Here is a 17,478-nt window from a genome sequence, read left to right on the forward strand (position 1 = left end):
AAGTTTACCTGCCAGGGTATAGCGGGCTGTCGTGGTGATACGGCAAAAAAGCGCAAAAACGACACACACAAAAAAACCCGCCAGAAGGCGGGCAGTTCAGAGAGAAATGTTTTGCCTAGAGACCCAACCCCAGTTCCAGGGTGTGGGCACCGATTTCGAGCAGCGCCCGTTCCGGCGGCTCGTACCCTAAGGCCAGGGCGTGCTTCATGGCGGTGCGTTGCTCATAAAGCGCCAGTGTGTGCTGGACAGACCCCGGCGGAAATCGGCACGGATCAGCCCGACGCAGTTCCGCCCGCAGGCCCTGCAGGCGCTTTATGCGGGATTGCGCGCGTTCATCACCCCGGTCCTGCAGACGGCAACAGTCCTGCAGACCTGCAATCTCCGACGCCGCCCAGACATCGATGTCCTTGCTGTTCATCGCCCGATCTCCATGCCTTCTTGTTTGCCGCGATCCTGGGTACGGGCATTCTCCAGAACGTTGACGCCCAGCTTCTCCTTCACAAGCTGGACAGTCCGGTTGCGGACACCCTGTTCCATCGCCGTTTTGTTGGGCTTCAGGCCGCCGCCACGCCCCTCGATGCGCACCAGTTCCTGTTCGGGATGCTTCTCCGCAAAGCTCGCAGAAATGAATTTCTCACCAGATTTGGCCTCATGGGGCATCATGGACACATAGACCCGCGCACCATCGCTACGCTCACCCGCAGCCTGCAACATAGGCACCCCCTTCTGGGAGACCTTGTCCTGGAAAATCACGGGAATGCGATCCTTTTCCCCGTCGGGACGCTGTACAGCCACGCTGCCGACCAGTTTGCCTTCCTTGTCCGCCCAGACGCCAACGCTGTGCCAAGTGCCATTCGGCTCCTGTACATGGGCTTCCAGCCGGGGAGCAGGATTATTGCTTTGACCGGTTTCCATGGTGATACCCTGCTCTTTCAGGCGTCCGGAGATTTCCGTTACCAGTCCGGCAAAATACTTCTCCCGCGCAGCGTCAGCGATTGGTTCCAGGATTTTCTTTTCCGTTATACCAGCATCGAGCATGGGCTTTTTCGCCTGTTCGGACAGTTCTTTCGCCTGCTCGAAATGGCCGGAAACCGCAGGGATTTCCTTGCCATCGGGACCCTTCAGCGTCGCTACATGATCGACAAAATGCCGTCCATCCCGCTCCTTGGGACTGGCAAAGGCACCAATGGTGATTTCACCCTTCTGCGGGCTTTGCGACAGGGTGTCAAGCTTCGCCACGAGACGCTGGGCGAACTCCGAATCGAGATCAGCGGACAGGAGAATCCGGTCCTCCCCCTTCTGGAGCGCTACCCGCAGTTTCTGCTGCGGCTCCCCGTTGACCTTGGTCTCGGCCAGCGCCACACCTTGGAGTTCTCCCTTCAAGGCAGTTTCATAGCCGACACCCTGCTCTTTCAGGATATTACGGGCCGTTTCCTGCTTCTCTTCGGAGAAGCCCTGTTTCCACTCCTTATCACCAACTTCATGCTGGGCAGAAGCCCGGGCCTTTTTCGTTTCCTCGTCTACCCGGACAAACGCATTAACCAGGTTGTTCCGTTCCATCAATACCGTAGGCATATCGCACCTCCTCGTCATTACCTGTTCCGGTATAGCGGGAGCGTCGGTTATAGCTTTTGCGGAAGATTCTGATACAGACTTATCCTCTGTTAATGAAGCGGACAAGTCTTTATCCAGTGCTTTTCTTTTATTGATCTCGTGGATCGCTAATGCAAGCACACGATAATCAGCAATGTCTTTCTCTCTCGTGCTGACTTTTGTTTTGAGCAGTCCCTCAAGATCAAGCGTTTTAATGGAGTGCCCGTCAATCTCTACGTCTATGATATGACCGGAAAGGCTTTCGTAAGTTTCCCCATTGGCTGCCACAAACAGTAAGTCCACAATGATTTCATCATTAACACGTATATTTTCGCCATCTGCGAACCATGATGATTCCATTTCCAGTGAAGCTTGGTCGGGGAGTATGGAAAGCGCATCAATAACCTTGCTGCCATTGATCTCATCTAACGGTAACAAAAAGTCCACGTCTTCAGTTGCCCGCATATATCCATGCAATTGAAGAGCATGCCCACCAATCAAAATATAATCCACCCCGCGAGTTTCTAAAGCATCTATGATCTGCAACATGTCCGCTTTATTGGCAGGCCTTGGGACCTCCTGTTCAGGTTCCATCAAAGCACCCTCGTAAATGGATCCAAGCCATGAACTCGGCTTTAGTCTTTTCCTGGTCCGCATTCATTTCTTCCAACGTTCTGAATCGTTTCACTCTTGGCTCCCCATCCTCATAGGGCCTTCTAATAAACGGGCAAAGCTTCGCCGATTCCTGTTGCAGCCGATCGGCTTTTATGAGATTCGCAGCAAAGTCGCTTGCCGTCTTTGCCGGTGTCCAGGCGCTACTTCGTTTTCCAACTTGCCTTTGATTCATTTGGCACATTCTCCTGCGTGGGCACACCACTATTGACCGAGCCGTTTTTTGAATTGGCAAAAGCATCCTACCTTATGCCTAGCCGATCAGACGGATCAGATTTCCAGATCCCCTTTTTTACGTCCTGGTTCAGGATTCTGTTCCGGTGACCGGACACGCGCACCGATGACCCGGCTCTTTTCTCCGTCTTTCAACACATCAATATCCGGTCCATTTGTCCTTTGAAAGCGAGCGCTCACATTGCTCTTGAGCACGTGTTGTTCCTCTACACTGATCCCTGGAACCTTTCTTAGAAGATGCAAAACCGTGTTTTCGTTGACCAACCCTGTGGTAATCATTGCATCCAGAAATGGTCCATCTTTTGGACGACCCGCTATGGATTTAGCAATAAACAGGTCGGCCGGGTGCATGCAGTGCCCGACGACTTGATGCGTATTGGTATTGACGAGTGGATAACACCGCGAAATCCAGCCTTCCGGGGCCTTCGCAGTTTCCATAGATACACCCTGAGCATAGTATCCATAGGAATTATGAAAGTAGGAGTCTTCCCCTAAGGATCCGTCAATGAGATCGGATTTATGCTCATCATTATCTATTGGAATAATGTCGGCTTCGGTAGACAGCGTGAAAACCCCAGGCCACGCTCTGGGTGGATGTCCAGAGAATTTTCTCAACCAGGGAAGAATAGACTGGCTCCCAATAACGACTACCGCATCATCACCCAGTATGGCCCCCGATGCGCGAATCAAATGTTCAAGCTGCTCTTCCGTCATGCCAGGTCCCTTTTCGCCATTGGGCTTCAAAAGCCAATAAAACCGTGGTTCGTTCCTTGGTTGTCAGCACATGAGAAAACGGAGAACTGCTACGCATATCAATGGCGTGCTGTTCAGGAGAAAGTAGCAGATCATACAAGTCGTTACGTCCCTTTTCTGAGGAAAGGGCTGCGTTGAGACGTTCAACCCACTCAGCCAGCCAGATGTCCTCCGGGCGTTGCTGCGAAAATCGCACCGCCCAATCACGGGCTTCTTTTAGAAGGTCATGACCATTCGCTGATGTGTGCAGCTTATGATAAATTGCACGCCCCAAATCAAGGCTTTTAGCATCCTGTCGCATCAGCATCAACCATTCCTTAATGTATGATTTATGCTATATATCTTCACACTGCGCAGACTGTGATTCAAGCCTTGCAAAACCATTTACGGTCCAAGTCACCGCTCCACTTCCATGGCGGAAGATTTCTGCTGGCCCACCCGCAAATCCGCCCCAAGGGTCTTGCGCAGGTACTGCACCATTCCATCAGGAATACCCTTTTCTTTCGCTTCCCGATTAGCTTCCAAATGGGCCTGACCAAGCAGTTTTCTGTCCTGCCCCGGCGCGGTTTCCGAGACCGCAACCGCCACACGGTTCGGTTGCGCAGCATCGGCATACATCATGACCCCCAGCTTCTTACCATCATGCTCAACATGGGCCAGCAGACTGGGGCCTTTGGCAGAGGCTTCAGGCGAGAAATCCAGAGGCAGAACCTTTTTCTGGTCGCCTTCATGCAACGCCATCTGGCCCTTACCCTCTTCACCCACCGTCACGAACATCTTTCTTCCCGGCTGCTCGACGGTAGCCACAAGACGCGGAACCGCCGGAGACCTGTCCTTGTCCACTTCCTGCACTTTGCCCGGTTTCGACGGCGCAAACTGGTTCCCGCGCGCATGGGTCTCCCGTTCGTAAATCTCCTTCGCCATGGGACTGCCAGGCTCCAGGGCAATGCCGCGCTCCATGGCAATCTTCACAGCCTCCTCCAGGAATGCACGATTGCCGTGAAAGCGTACCGGTTGACCATATCGATCCACAGCAGACTGCAGGGCGGTCTCAACCGCCTTGCGCCGCTTCTCCTCGGCTTTACGCCCAATCCCCAGCATCGCACGGTTCGTCACCGTAACCTTGTCACCATGATCCAGCACATGAGGCTTGCCTTTGGGATTGGCGAGGAGCACTTCAGGCGGGTTCTTGCGGGGATACGATGGACGGGCTTTCGGTGCAGGGTCCGGTTCCTGCTGCGGGAAAAGTGACTCGGCCTGAATGGGACGGTTGGCCATCTTCTTCAGGTCTTCTGCAATATCCCCTGCAGATTCGATCTGGGGCGCTTTTTCAGGTTCCTTGGCTTTCTCGGGTTCTTCCGCCTTCTCAACTGAAGGTTTTGCAGCAACTTCCTGTGGTTCAGGCTCCAACGGCTTGTCAGACGGCAAAGCCTTCGACTGTTCTTGCTCTTGCTGCTTCTCAGCAATCACGCCCGTCATGAAATCGAATCGATCCGGCTCAATCACTCCTGAACGTGCTCTGGCTTCATACAACGTTTTTAGATCCGCCGGTTCTTTCTCCATCTTTTTTGCGGCAGCTATGGCTTCTTCCTGCGTAGCAAAGTTCAAAGTTTCAACCATCACTCGATTGCCGCCATCCCTGAACAAGGCATGATCCTGTTTGAATATGCGGTTGGCCTGCCAACCTTTGAAATCGTCGCCCTCCAGGGGCATTTCCGGTGTCATACGGGCACCTTCGCGCACAACCAGTGCTGCAACGCGCACCTCAGAGCTAAAACCTTCTGGTAGTTTGTCCGCGCCATGGGTCGCAAAAGGCCGGTAGTTCAGACGTTCAACGACATTTTCCGGTTGATCATCCCGTTCAGCGCCATGCTCCTGCTCCAGATTCATGGATGGACCGAAACTTAAAGCGTCCATATCCTGTTCAGGCCCGCCCCACCGATCCTCCTGTTCAAGGCGCGCGTAAATCTGGTTGGCCACAAAGCCTTTGCTGTGCGGATTCTTTTCAATGAGACTCCGGATTTCCTGATGCAGCGGGTCATCCCGGGAGATAAACGCTTCGCTCGCCTCATGGGCAACGTAAAGCCCCGGTCTTTTCTCATCGATGCTGCCCACTACATTCATGGGTCCATAAGACAAAAGATAATCTGGTTGCGCTGCCATAACGTCCTCCAAAGACTGAAAAAAAGGTGATTTCCGGGTATCTATGTTGAAATTCGGTCAGGGAGAGTGGTTTACATGAGACTCATCCCGCATAAACACCCGCATTTCCCTGCGGATTCACAACAGCGGACTGGTACGACCGGACATCGACCCCGAAGATGGCCGCCACTTCCGTATCAGGAAGCTGATCCGTCACGCCAACCTGCCCGCCTATCCTGGATAAATACTCCAGACCACGCCGGACTACAGACAGGTCTTCGGTTTCCGACCGGAGATAAATCACATCAGGCGCCTCATCCCGGATCAGCGCATCAATAGCCAGTTGATAGCCACCCGCACCACGGGGATCGTCCACCGGACGCAAACGGTCCGGATGACCACCAATCCACAGATTGCATGGAACCTTGCCTTTCGCAGGCTGCAAGCCCTTTGCAGGGTGCGAGCCCTTTGCATGGTGAGAACCGAAAATTCCGAACATCGCTATCTCCTTATCATTCCAATCCGACTGCCGCTTTCTGCCGATCTGCCTGCAGACTCACACCCAAAGTCTTTTTCAGATATTCCACATCCTGCGACGGCAGGCCTTTCTCCCGCGCTTCCCGGTTGGGCTCCAGCAGTGCATGGCCCAGAATCTTCAGGCCTTCCGCAGTCTGCTCGGATACCATTACCGTCACCCGATCCTTGCTCAATCCATCGGCATAGAGCGAAACGCCGAACTTCCGACCGTCATATTCAGCCACCCCTTGCAAAGACGGCTTCCTGTCGTCATTGCACAGCCGCAGGGCCACCGGAACAATGTCTTTCCGATCCCCTTCATGCACTGCCATAAAACCTCGGCCTTCCTTGCCCACCGTCACAAAAACCCGGTCATCCGCAGACCCTATGCTGGCCACAAGACGTGGTACCGATGCCATTTTCTCTTGTCCAGCATGCTTGCCTTGTGCCCTTTCAAGCGTTTTCACTAACAGCGCGTTACCCTTGTCGGCAGATACCTCTACCGGTTTTCCGATCATTTCCTTTTCAGGACCCAGAGCAATCCCTGCCTTTTCCAGCGCGGGAAGCCATTGGCCCTCGGAGTCCACGTCCCTCGCCGCCTTGATAAATTGCGTGAGCCGCGTGTCTTTCACCGTGCGGTAAATGCCTTCTTCCTTATTCAGCAAACCGTATTCAAGGACCGCCCCCTTTTTTCGGGAAAAAGTATCCGTAAAACCCATGTCAGCGCTGTGGGACAAATATTCGTGTCCATTCAGCACCATTTCCTGACCCTGCCCATTCAGCGTCCGAACACGCAGGTTTTTCAGGTCGTCATAGCGGTTTTGCAGATTTTTTATGGGCTTCTCGATGGCCCGTGCAGCCGCTTTTTCAGCCTGTTCGGTTTTCATGGTCTGCACGACTTCTGAACCCGCCCATTTTTCCAGCGTTTCCACCCTGGCCTTTTGGGTCTTGCCCAAGGTTTCTCCGGTCAGTCGCTCAAAGATTTCCTGGCTGGCCGGGTTTTGGCTGTTGTGTCCAATGGAAGACAGAAGTTTAGGCAAATCTTTGTTGTCCACCGCGTCGATGAACCGGTTCAGCATCAGGTTATCCGTGCCTTCGACCTGAATACCATGCTTCCAGAAAACGGCCTGACCCATCTCCAATTTACTCAAGTTCTCGGGATTTTTCAGGCGTTCCTTGCCATGCGCTTTCAGGTTTTCGGTGAATTGGTTGTCAAGTTCCTTAGAAAAAGCAGAGAGATTCTGACCATGCCGACGAGTAGCATTTTGTACGTCATCCATCAGTGGCATTTTGCTGATTTCATCCGGCGTAAAACCCGCCTTTTCCAACGTCAGCCAGTTTTTATTGGCCCCTCTGTCCGGCCCTTCACGAATGATGCCCAGCACATCATCTACGCCCGCCTGAAAATCTGCACGGACTTGCCGGTGTCCCTCAAAATCAGCAGGGGAGAGCTCCTCATGACGATCTTTGATGGTGTCCATCAAATCATGCACACGGTCGGGCAGGTATTCGTAAAAATCACGAACACTTTCCAGTGCAGTTTCCTTGCCGGTTTTTAATCCCGTATCCGGGGCTATGTCCTTATTGGCTTCTGCACCCATATCCAGTCCCAGATAGTTCTTGACCATCTTGGCCGCCGGGTCATCAAAACCCACTTCTTTCATCGCCTCATTCGGTTTGAGGCTCAAGGCGGTTAGCAGCCGCATCCTTTCTTCACCGTCATGCTTCTCAAAGTAATTCAAGCTGAGAAAATGCGTACCATCATCTTTTTCAACATTGCGTAGCACGGCCTCGAAATAATGGGCTTTCCCTGCAGGGTTGGCCCTGTCACGCGCCACAAAAACCGATTCCCCTTTCTCGTTGATTTCGGGAGAAAAACGCACATAGGTCGTATCGGATTGTATGCCCATGTTGCCTTTGGCGTCCGGGCCATAATCAGAAAGTACGACCCGCCCCAGAAGATCCTGACCACTTGCAGAGGCGAAGACGGACAAGCTTTCGTGCGGAGGTGCTAGATGCTTCGCAACGAACGCAGGGGAGATCTCTGCGCGATCTTTGAGTGACATCAATTCAGGATATTTTTCCTGTTTAATTTCCAGCAAGTTTTGCGGCGTAAAATGGTAATCCAGTTGAGCGCCTGCCCGGGTGATTTCCTCAATGTTGATGTACCCCATTTCAGGCGCCCCTTCCCCCAAATCCGCCAGGCCAAAAGCCTGCTTTTGACGCGGGAAGCCTGATCCTTCATTTTCAGGGTCACCACGGTCCTTCTCAATAATGAAAAACTGCGCATTGCCAGGGCCAAAGTAACGCAAGGCCGCCACCTTTTCCGCATCGGATTTGCCGTCCGTTTCATAGGTCTGCGGCATGTCCATGATGATATTGTTCAGTTCCTGCATTTTGTCTCCGTAAAAAGCTTTTCCTTCTTTATCACGAAGCAATTGATCGGTCGCCAGAGCCTGCCGGTCGCCCAGGAAATAGCGGACCTTTTCCGGCACTCTTTCGGGTGTCGGCGGGGTTTTTCCATAATGCAGGTTGTTTTCCGCGTGAAAGGCATTGACGGCTTTTTCAATGCGGTCTCTTCGGGCAATGGAATGTCCGCCATTTTCGGCAGAGGCTATTTCCGGAGGCACCACACCACTGACCTGATGCCGGACGGTCTGCTTAAATCGCTCAGGTGACATAGTCTGTATGCCGGGAGAAACCTTCCACTCCTGACCGGACCGATACAGGTTCTGTAACTTCACCTGTTGGTCATCCAGTCCTACCAGAATCGAATGCGTGTTCCAGTCGGCACCGAAATGGTTTTCGTGCGTAGTCACGAAATCTCCCACATGGAATCCTTGGGTTTTCTCAGGTTCCGGAGCCAAAGCACGGTCAAATCCTACCGCCTGCTCCATGGCAATCTCGCGAAACTGTCCGTCCCGACCATAGACCCGTGCCTCCATACTCTGGTCTGGCCCCGTCTCTGCCCGCAAGTGATAGCGGATATCACCGGTGTTGGTATCCAGAGCATCGATGACACGACCAGAGAAGGGCATGGAGTTTACTCCCGGTTCGTGCGGTTCAAAACGCACAAGATCACCGACCCGGGGTCGCTCTATGATGTTGACTTCCGCGCTCTCCCGGTCTTTGGCATGCTGTTCCTGTTCCGGAGACCGGGGCAGGATTTTTTCCCGCTCGGATTCCGGCAACAACTGCGCCGCCGCCTGCCGGCTCCGCTCTGAATCCCGCGCATACCATAGCCCCTGACCGCGCGACCAGCGAAACCCGCCGGATTTCAGCGCGTCCAGCATTTCCTGATCGGGTTTTTCCTCGAACTGGACTTCCAGCCCCTCCCGCTCTGCATTGCGGGCCAACACAAATCCCTCCCCCTGAACCCGGTCAAACTCCGGCAACGCCACATCCGTACTACCGATGGAAAGCTGATTCCGGTCCACTTCCGGAGTACGCTCCAGCAGGTATTCGCTCATATTCTGGGCATCCCTGATCACATCAACGACAATCTTTTTCCGGTCCTTTTCAGGTAATGCCCTAAGCCAGGAAGCGAGATAGGCCGCCGAATTACCCATCTCACGGCCTTCCTCAAGATTCTGCGCATCCGGGTCAAAACCAACCCCCAGAGTCGCCGCTGTCATGGCCGCCGACATCTCCGCCCGCAACTCCTCGATGGCGTACTTCTCACTGCCAAAAGCATTCCGCAGATCACGGCCCATGCGACTCGAATGTCCAGTAGCATGGGAAAGCTCATGGAGCAGCGTACTGTCATGTCCTGCTGCCCTCTCAAAGGTCTCCACAGGCGGCATCTGCACACGGTCTTCCGACGGGCGATAAAAAGCACGGCCACCACCGTAGCGCAACTCCACACCCATGGTTTCAGCCAGGCGGGGCAGGCGATCGTCGGGCTTCCCTTCCATCTCCTGCCCCGTAAGGGGACGATCCAATGGTGGAATCCCATCAATCTGGGAAGCATGGAACACCGTATAATACCTGACACCCATCCGCCGCTCCGTCAGCTCCGGGCTCTCAACACCCTCATCCCTCAGCCGCTGAATTTCTTCCTCTGTGCGCTGATGCTCATAATTCTTCCAGACTTCCAGCGGCAAGCCGGAAGCACCCTCGCGCACCTGCCAGCCTTGATCCCGGGCCTGATTGTAGGTACACCAGCGGGGATCAGAGGGGTCCGGCGAGAAAAACATCAGGTTTTCGTAATTCACCCCCCGATAGGGTTTTCCCGTTACCGCATTGACTGGCGCAAGAACCTCACCGGCAACCCATGGGCGCTGCCAGTGCGCCGTGCCCTTTTCCATCATCTCGATAAGACGATCGGCCAGTTCCAGACGCATATCCTGTTTTTTCGCCATGACACTGCCACCTCTGTAAAACAGACTGCGGGGGTATAGCAGAAACGATGGATATAGCTTTCCAGTGTCGAGGTAGTGTCGAGTGGATCAAAATCCTTGCAGAAAAGCGATTTCAGCAAGGATTTGTTCGTCCAAATCTTTTTCCTGAAGCGGATCAGGATGAACCAGAAAACGCATGACGGGGATATCCATGGCCATGCACATGCACTTCAGTTCCGCGATAGAGATTTCCCGGCGGCCTGCCAGATAGGCTTCCACCACAGTTTCCAGCAAGCCGGACCCGGCGGACAACCATGCGGCAGACCGCCCTTGCAGACAATGCCGCAGACGCATGGCAATTTCTTTTCGTACTTCCCGGCAGGATTTCACGTTCACACTACCTTCCTCGGCCTGCCCCGCCTCGGAAACGAATCCAGCGCAGACTCCGGCGCCACTACCGTTGCCGGCAACTCCGCCAGCCACCGCGCCACGTCCTTTTCCCGCCAGCGCCGGGAACGCTTCGTGCCCGGCAGAATAATCGCCGGCGGCAAATCCTCCGGACGGCGGTTCTGCACGGTCCGTGGATTCAGCCGCAAAACGCGCGCCAAATCCTCAATCGTCAGCAGATCATCCATACGCCACCTCTTCCACACGAAAACCACTATTCGGACGGTATAGCAAGCCCGTTCCAGCATCCCGTTTCCGCTTCTTTCGCTCCGTCACACGACGATCCACCGGCTCCAGTCGCCGGACCCCAGAATCCGGACCCACTCCGGCAGAACCTTCATCCAGTGACGGCGGAAACCCGGATGGGTCCTCCGGCAAACCATCCGCCGGGAAATACTGGCGCGTCGGCGGCGGCGTCTGCGGAATCACCGCCTCCAGAACCGTCGGCTGCACCTCCCGCAACCGCGCCGCTTCCTCCAGAATCCGCTCACGCAAGGCACGATTGCGCAAACCATCCGGTCCACCAATTCCCAGCTCGATAGACCCCCGCTCCACCCGCTCCGCCAGGCTAAAACAGAGTGCCCGCGCCACGTCCGATTGCTCTGCACGACTCACCAGACGATCCAGCAACTCCCTGCGCCGCTCAAAAGGCCCGAACACCGAAACCGCCTGCTCCGCCGTCGTCTCCCCATCCTCAATGCTCTGCACCACCAGATCCGCCAGACCAGCCGCCGTGATGCCGCGAATGCCCGGCACAAGGCTTCTCTCATCGGGAAAATCCGAATCGAAGGCTTCCTCTGCCTCCCGCGCAAGCAAGCCCCCCAATACCGGGTCCTCAAGCCCGCCAGAGGACAAATACAGGCGATCCACGGAAACACCCTCTTCCCGAAAATCAAAATCTGATTCCCGTTCCGGAAAAAAGAACGCCTTGATCGCATCCCGTTCCTCCGGATTGCACGAGCTGGAGCGATACCGCTTCGCCAGCTTCACCGCCGTTATCTCGTCCTCCCAGAACGCACCATCCCGAACCTGGCGACGCCGTTCCTGTGCCTTCAATCGCGCCTGCCGCCTCTCCACTTCACTCCGTAAGGCGTCCTGCAGGATCTCCATGCCCGCATCAAACTCGATATGGCTGCGCAACACGCAATAACAACGCAGAATCGCCACAATGTGATTCACCAGCTTCTCCAGGTCATACCGCTCCGGGTGCAGGAAATATTCAGGCTTTTTCTGTATCTGCGAATCCCTTACCGACATCTGCACGGCAAGAAACGCCAGCGAACTGACATGACCAGCCAGTGATTCCCGGCCATTTTGCACCAGCCAAGGCATCGGAACCTCGTCCAGCTTCAGGAGCTTCACCATCAGTTCCTGCGACAGGCGGGACAGCAATTCATCATGAACCGCCCGCCCACGCACCGATGTCGGCGCAAAACGTGCCCAGGCAAGCAGGGTGAAACCCCCGTTCTCAATGGGCTGACGATGTGCCGCAAGACGCTCGGCGGCAGCGGAATACGCACGCAGGCTGGACAGAGCAGAAGCAAATGAACCGTTCATCGAAGCACTGGATGTAGTCATAATTTCTTTCCTATGAAAACAGATGGATACAGCACATACAAGGCAGGATGAACGCTATAACTAGGGTTTCCCCTTTTATCTTGCGTTACCCTTCTATCACTCAAAAAAACACACAAAAATCTGTATCAAAATCTCAAAACAAATCGTGCTGTTCGTTTCCCCAGCCAAATAACTGGCGGGCATGTCGGGTATCTTCACTTTGCAGAAACGCAAGCAACGGTTTCTCTTTCCAGCGAAAATACCGGAGGGGTACCAGATTCTGCTTTTCCATCCACACGACGAATGGCTCGCCCTTTTCCGTGGGTTGCCATGTCGAATTTCCGCCGGGAAGCATTTTCTTTTTTTGCAGCCCCACAGATTCAAGAATTCGGTTCATTTGCGCCCCATCCTTTACGCCCAGCTTCCGGGCAATTTCTGTGGGACTCAGTACGTTACCTTCCACAACCTCATCCACGCTTCCATCGGGCAGCCGCTTGACGATCCGGGTGTGCGCGGAAATCTCGATCACCTCCGCAGTCGCCGTGGCCACAACAGACAACGCTTTAACGCCGCCGCGCCGTTTCGCTTTCTCCTCCGGCACAATGATGGGCAGCCCGCGAAACAGGAACTCTGGATCAGCACCAAACCGCTCCTGCAGAATGGGCAGTGCCCGCGTCCGGGCCTGCTCCGGCTCCATACCGAACGCATGGACGCCCTGCCCCACTAGCTCCCGCTCCATGCGGGTCAGGCGGGCTAGTGTTGTGCCCTTGTAAAAACCAGCCAGGAGATGGGGAAATTTCAGGCGGGGTTGGCACCCGGCAAGAGAACGGTCTTCAGCCCCGGCCAAGGCCTTTGCCCGGAAGTAGCCGTTCACCAGTTCGCGTTGCACCTGCCAGGCCAGATCGTCCGTGAAGGACTTGACCAGCATGAGGTAGCCGGACTCGGTAAGCAGGGTGAGACCGCGTGGCGGCACCTCAATTCCAAAAGCATGTAAAACGTGCTTTTTAGAATAATCAATAACATAGAAGTCGGTCTCTTCAATGAACCTTTCCCGGTTCCGTCTGAACGCCTCTCTTGCTGTTCTTTCCGGCCGCTGATGCACCTGGTCGATCATGGCGAACGTAATCACCCGCTGGCCGTGGTACTCGACAATGGGAAAGTTCTGATTGGCAACCGTTACAGTTTTCATGCAAATCTCCTTATGCTTCCTCAATGACTACCAGATACAGGGATTCCACCAGCCGTTTTTTCGCCAAATACAGGTCGGTCTTGATGCCTTTTACATCCACAAACCGGACTTCCCCGGCTTTCTGGCGTAACTGGCGTAACAACAGTTCGGCGTAATACTGGGCTTCCCTTTTGGACGTGAAGCGAATTCCATCCAACTCGGTCTGGCGGGCGTGGAACTTGTGGCGGATCATGCGAACAACCTCCCCTGTGCATTTGCGCGCTCTATGCGTTCGCAGGCGGCGTCAAAATAGCGGGGGTCTCGCTCGATGCCGGTAAAGGCTCGCCCTTCTAAAATGCAAGCCATAGCCGTGCTGCCAGAACCCATGAACGGGTCAAAGATGGTGGAGTTATGGGTTTGTTTGTCTGCTTGATGAATGCAGAACTGCAATAAACTTGTTGGCTTTTGCGTGGGGTGGACACGCTTTTTGTTGTTTGGGTTTCGAGATAATTCTTTTATGCGTAGATTCCCATCCCAACTGCACCAAGCAAGCTCACCGTCTGCCATTGTTAATCCGCGATCGGGCTTGCTCCACACAATCCATGCTCTTGACGCTGGAAGCTTGAAATAATTACCACCCCAAACAATAGATAGATTGCATTTCTCAACTATTGATGGCAGAAAATCAGGTCGTAAGTGATCCCAATCTTTATGATCTCCATCATAAGATTTTCCCCAAGTACCACCTTGTAACTTATCTGCCAATCCATAAGGCGGATCAGTCAAAAGTAGATCAAACCGCCCAAGCTCAGGCAGAACGTCCCGGCAGTCAGCGTTGTAAAGAGTGCAATTCCCAATAACAACAGGCTTCATGATTCGCCCCTGTGCTGCTTCAAACACTCCGGCCAGCGGTCAACGGCATCGCTTCCGAACATCACTGAACCCCCGCCAGCTTTTCCGCTTGCGCCTGGAGCTTCTCAAGCATCGCTTTGCGTTTGGCTTCAAACGCATCCTTGGTTGCCTGGCGCTCGGCCTGTTTAACCATCTCTGCCTGCTTCTGTTTCTCCGTAGCCGATGCCAAAGCGCGGCGCATCATGTCGGCAAACTCTTTTGTCTTAGCGCTGGGATGCGGTGAAACCTTCCCGGTTACAAGCCCTGCAATCATCAAGGCGTCATCGCTCATCTCGCTGGAAAGTCGGCTAAGGTATCTGTCGGCCTGCTCAGTGGTTAGGAACCCCTCAGCTTTGGCGCGACTGATGGCCTCTAGGCGGCGCTTATGGTCCCACCCCTCAGAAACCAGGAATACAGGCAGACGACGATCTTCAGCGGCCTGGGCTACGGCGCGCAGGTATGCCGCTTCAAACGCCCTGCGCGCACCTACCTTGTCGTTCATCTCCAGAAGTGGTTTGGCGATTTCAAAAGCCTTAGCCGCCTCATGGGTCCAGATGACGGTTTCATATTCATCCAAAGCGCGAAGCGCATGCGCCCAGGCTTCGTCAGCAGAAAACCAGCGAGACTTGAGAGCGTCATCGATCATCCCGCAAATATCTGCAGGCTTGGGAGGGAACTTGCCGGTACGCATGTATTGGCTTACAGCCCATTCAACCCCCTGGAAGGGGAAACTTTCCAATGCAGCCCACCAGTTCTTCATAACGCGAGCGGAAGGCTCAGGTTGGTGGTAAGTTTCCAATAGCCCGCCGATCAGTTCTGCAAACTGCGCCTTGTCTTCCCGATTCATCGTGTGCCTCCTGCTATTTTTATGGAGATGACATCGCCATCTATGCACTGGTCTTCAGAGAGCCAGTCTTGAATGCCCGATTTCCGCGTGGTGGGCTTTGCCAGGAATCGCTCGGTATGTTCTGCATCACGGAAGATGAGCGTCAGGTCGTTAAATTCGCGTCTGCGGTCATTGGCGCCCATGTGCCAATCAGAGTTCTTGCATCCGTCAATGGCAGCCAAGGCCGCTTGTAACCCGTAAGTCTTGAGCGCCCACTCAATGCGTGCTTTGCGTTTGCTATCCAGTTTCGCCAGTTTTTTTCCCATGACGGATTGCCAATGGGAGAAAACCACATCCACCTGCTCCGAAGGGGCAGGTTTTGGCGTCGGATTTGACAGAGTTGTTTTATTAAGGGGGATATTTATATCCCCTAATGAATAGTGATTAATGATATCTGCCGGGTTTTTGGAATTTTCGCTTGCCGGGTTCATGCCGGGTTCTTCTGTATCTGGTGTGTATGTATCTGATTCTGCGTTGGTTTTGTAGGTTTCTTTTTTGCTGGGATTGCCTTGCCGGGTTCTTGCCGGGTTCATGCCGGGTTTATTTTTCTCAGAGTTATCCAAAGGCGCTAAAATAAGTCGAAAAACAATAGCCTCACCGCGCTGTTTGCTTCCCAAATCCTCCACCAAACCTTGCCGCTTTAACCATTCCATAGCGCGGCGAACTTTCCCGATCGATGGTGCCCCTGATTCCTCAAAACCTTGGTGTTCTTGTACATAAAGCATGGAACGGAGGCCCATCCATGAAATTCTGTGTTTTTGCCCAACTACCCCAGTCTGGTAATCCATCCGCTGCTTGAGGCAGAGATAGAGCCGGAAAACAATGTGTGGCAGGCCCTCCAAAGCCTCTAGCTCGTCGCCAGAGATAAAAACGTATGGGGCAATCAATGCTTAATCCCCCGCGCTAACCACTGGACTTGTTTAAGCTCCAGGTAATCGGGAATGGTTTTGCAGCCTGCCGCTCGCACGATCTGCAAGTTCCGCTGCAGTTCTTCGGCGTTTTTCTTTTCCGCTTGGTATAGCGCGTCCTGCAGTCGCAATTCGCGGGCGCGCCTATTCCGAAAGTTTGATGGCCTCATGACGCACACCTTGGGACAGGAACGCATTTGGAATGTACGGTTTCATCAGTGAGACGCGAGGAGCTATTTATCCCGTTCATGGGCAATTCTCCTGCTGGCGTTGTGCGGCAGGTGGATCTTCATCCTTCGGCCAGATGTCTGGGCGAAGTTCTGAGCGCTTAAGACGGGGATCGGCGGCGACCAGTTTCCGGACCATTAAAGGCCCAGGTATGCGGCGCTCGGTTGCGCACTGATAAAGGTACTTAGGCGAGGAATGCGTGGCTTCAGCCAGCTTCCTTAGCCCGTGCGGTCCTTCCAGTTCGTAGATTTCGAGTAGGTTCATGGGCACATGGTAGCGATTCGCTACAATGTTCGCAAGAGGGAGGCAGCGAAATGCTGGTTTTTGATTGTTCAATAAACCCCTATTCTTTTCGCATGGGTTATAAAGAAAACAGGAAAGCCAACCTAGCAAAGCTGGTTGAGGAATACGGATCTGCCAATAAGTTGGTAGACGCCATGAGTGCTCGCCTGGGTCCAGGCGACAAGCTGAATCCAAAATACCTGAACCAGATACTCTCTGGGTTCATGGGGGAGCGCGACAAAAAGCCTCGAGACCTTGGGGACAAGGCTGCCGCAAAAATAGAAAAGGCCTTGGGTTTACCCGCTAATTGGATGGATCAGGACCATTCATCTCCTGCATCTAATGAAGTCGCTTATCCTTTGGCAGTCAATTTTGGAGGTGATGAACATGAGGCGGATTTGGTTGATCTCGGCCCATCTCTTGCGCCCCGCATGATTCCAGTGGTAGGAATGGCCCAGCTTGGCGATAATGGCTTCTATGAGGAGCTAGGCTTCCCGCCAGGAGATGGAGACGGATTTATTCAAGCTGTTACCAAAGATGTCAACGCCTACGCCCTCAAAGTCAGAGGGAACTCAATGCACCCTGCTATCCGGGACGGGTGGATCGTTATGGTTGAGCCAAACAGAGAGCCCCAAATTGGTGAGTTTGTCGTCGTACAATGTGCCGATGGCCGCAAGATGGTCAAAGAGTTTCTCGGCTGGCGTGGCGATGAACTCATCCTTCAAAGCGTCAATGAAAACTACGGCAGATTGACTCTGCACCCCTCAGAAGTGAGGGCAATTCAAGCGGTCGGCGGCATCCATCCGCCAAGCAAAAGAGAAATAAGATAAACTGCAAGTATCAGCGCTGATTAAAGCCGCC

18 protein-coding genes are annotated in these 17,478 nt (G+C 53.9%); 1 reads left to right on the plus strand and 17 read right to left on the minus strand.

From position 1 onward, the window contains the following. Positions 1 to 115: 115 nt before the first annotated feature. The 17 genes from GCD22_RS11675 to GCD22_RS11760 all read right to left on the minus strand — a co-directional run bounded on the left by GCD22_RS11675 (position 116) and on the right by GCD22_RS11760 (position 16,277). Entirely contained in the window at positions 116 to 418 is a 303-nt protein-coding gene (locus GCD22_RS11675) for a hypothetical protein (RefSeq protein WP_153940790.1), read from the minus strand. Further along, positions 415 to 2,187: a hypothetical protein gene (locus GCD22_RS11680; RefSeq protein ID WP_065974457.1), complete on the minus strand. Its 1,773-nt coding sequence runs from the start codon at positions 2,185 to 2,187 to the stop codon at positions 415 to 417. The genes GCD22_RS11675 and GCD22_RS11680 overlap by 4 nt, the downstream gene beginning before the upstream one ends. Next, entirely contained in the window at positions 2,177 to 2,440 is a 264-nt protein-coding gene (locus tag GCD22_RS11685; protein ID WP_031572930.1) for a hypothetical protein, read from the minus strand. Before GCD22_RS11685 ends, GCD22_RS11680 begins: the two co-directional genes overlap by 11 nt. A gap of 95 nt (positions 2,441 to 2,535) precedes the next feature. Continuing rightward, positions 2,536 to 3,213, minus strand: coding sequence for a hypothetical protein (locus GCD22_RS11690; protein WP_193354187.1), 678 nt, complete (start codon positions 3,211 to 3,213; stop codon positions 2,536 to 2,538). Next, on the minus strand, positions 3,194 to 3,559 hold the full coding sequence (locus tag GCD22_RS11695; RefSeq protein ID WP_226856002.1) for a hypothetical protein: 366 nt from the start codon (positions 3,557 to 3,559) through the stop codon (positions 3,194 to 3,196). Before GCD22_RS11695 ends, GCD22_RS11690 begins: the two co-directional genes overlap by 20 nt. 89 nt (positions 3,560 to 3,648) lie before the next feature. After that, positions 3,649 to 5,415, minus strand: coding sequence for an LPD7 domain-containing protein (locus tag GCD22_RS18025; protein ID WP_051690642.1), 1,767 nt, complete (start codon positions 5,413 to 5,415; stop codon positions 3,649 to 3,651). A gap of 82 nt (positions 5,416 to 5,497) precedes the next feature. Continuing rightward, the gene (locus tag GCD22_RS11710) at positions 5,498 to 5,893 is read right to left on the minus strand and encodes a hypothetical protein (RefSeq protein ID WP_035209204.1); all 396 of its coding nucleotides are present in this window, start codon (positions 5,891 to 5,893) and stop codon (positions 5,498 to 5,500) included. Between the two features lie 13 nt (positions 5,894 to 5,906). Next, complete coding sequence (locus GCD22_RS11715) at positions 5,907 to 10,271, minus strand: zincin-like metallopeptidase domain-containing protein (RefSeq protein ID WP_153940791.1); 4,365 nt, start codon at positions 10,269 to 10,271, stop codon at positions 5,907 to 5,909. A gap of 87 nt (positions 10,272 to 10,358) precedes the next feature. Beyond that, a complete protein-coding gene (locus tag GCD22_RS11720) occupies positions 10,359 to 10,646 on the minus strand; it encodes a hypothetical protein (protein ID WP_031572950.1) in 288 nt (95 codons plus the stop codon). Beyond that, positions 10,643 to 10,885, minus strand: coding sequence for a helix-turn-helix domain-containing protein (locus tag GCD22_RS11725; RefSeq protein ID WP_031572952.1), 243 nt, complete (start codon positions 10,883 to 10,885; stop codon positions 10,643 to 10,645). The genes GCD22_RS11720 and GCD22_RS11725 overlap by 4 nt, the downstream gene beginning before the upstream one ends. Beyond that, entirely contained in the window at positions 10,878 to 12,275 is a 1,398-nt protein-coding gene (locus GCD22_RS11730) for a hypothetical protein (protein WP_031572954.1), read from the minus strand. The genes GCD22_RS11725 and GCD22_RS11730 overlap by 8 nt, the downstream gene beginning before the upstream one ends. Positions 12,276 to 12,408: 133 nt before the next feature. After that, a complete protein-coding gene (locus tag GCD22_RS11735; protein ID WP_051690643.1) occupies positions 12,409 to 13,443 on the minus strand; it encodes an ORF6N domain-containing protein in 1,035 nt (344 codons plus the stop codon). Positions 13,444 to 13,453: 10 nt separating this feature from the next. Continuing rightward, positions 13,454 to 13,675 (minus strand): DUF1064 domain-containing protein, encoded by a 222-nt coding sequence (locus tag GCD22_RS11740; protein ID WP_031572959.1) that lies wholly within the window; start codon positions 13,673 to 13,675, stop codon positions 13,454 to 13,456. Then, positions 13,672 to 14,295 carry a DNA-methyltransferase gene (locus tag GCD22_RS11745; protein WP_035210706.1) on the minus strand — a complete coding sequence of 208 codons (624 nt, stop codon included), beginning with the start codon at positions 14,293 to 14,295 and terminating at the stop codon, positions 13,672 to 13,674. The genes GCD22_RS11740 and GCD22_RS11745 overlap by 4 nt, the downstream gene beginning before the upstream one ends. A gap of 61 nt (positions 14,296 to 14,356) precedes the next feature. Next, positions 14,357 to 15,160, minus strand: a complete 804-nt coding sequence (locus tag GCD22_RS11750) for a replicative helicase loader/inhibitor (protein ID WP_051690644.1) — start codon at positions 15,158 to 15,160, stop codon at positions 14,357 to 14,359. After that, positions 15,157 to 16,086 (minus strand): hypothetical protein, encoded by a 930-nt coding sequence (locus GCD22_RS11755; protein ID WP_065974454.1) that lies wholly within the window; start codon positions 16,084 to 16,086, stop codon positions 15,157 to 15,159. Before GCD22_RS11755 ends, GCD22_RS11750 begins: the two co-directional genes overlap by 4 nt. Continuing rightward, positions 16,083 to 16,277 (minus strand): hypothetical protein, encoded by a 195-nt coding sequence (locus GCD22_RS11760; RefSeq protein ID WP_031572968.1) that lies wholly within the window; start codon positions 16,275 to 16,277, stop codon positions 16,083 to 16,085. Before GCD22_RS11760 ends, GCD22_RS11755 begins: the two co-directional genes overlap by 4 nt. Positions 16,278 to 16,649: 372 nt before the next feature. Between GCD22_RS11760 and GCD22_RS11765 the strand changes: the two genes are divergently transcribed. Further along, complete coding sequence (locus GCD22_RS11765; RefSeq protein ID WP_051690646.1) at positions 16,650 to 17,447, plus strand: S24 family peptidase; 798 nt, start codon at positions 16,650 to 16,652, stop codon at positions 17,445 to 17,447. The last annotated feature ends 31 nt before the right edge of the window (positions 17,448 to 17,478 follow it).

The organism is Acidithiobacillus thiooxidans ATCC 19377 (genome assembly GCF_009662475.1).
GTDB classification, from domain to species: domain Bacteria; phylum Pseudomonadota; class Gammaproteobacteria; order Acidithiobacillales; family Acidithiobacillaceae; genus Acidithiobacillus; species Acidithiobacillus thiooxidans.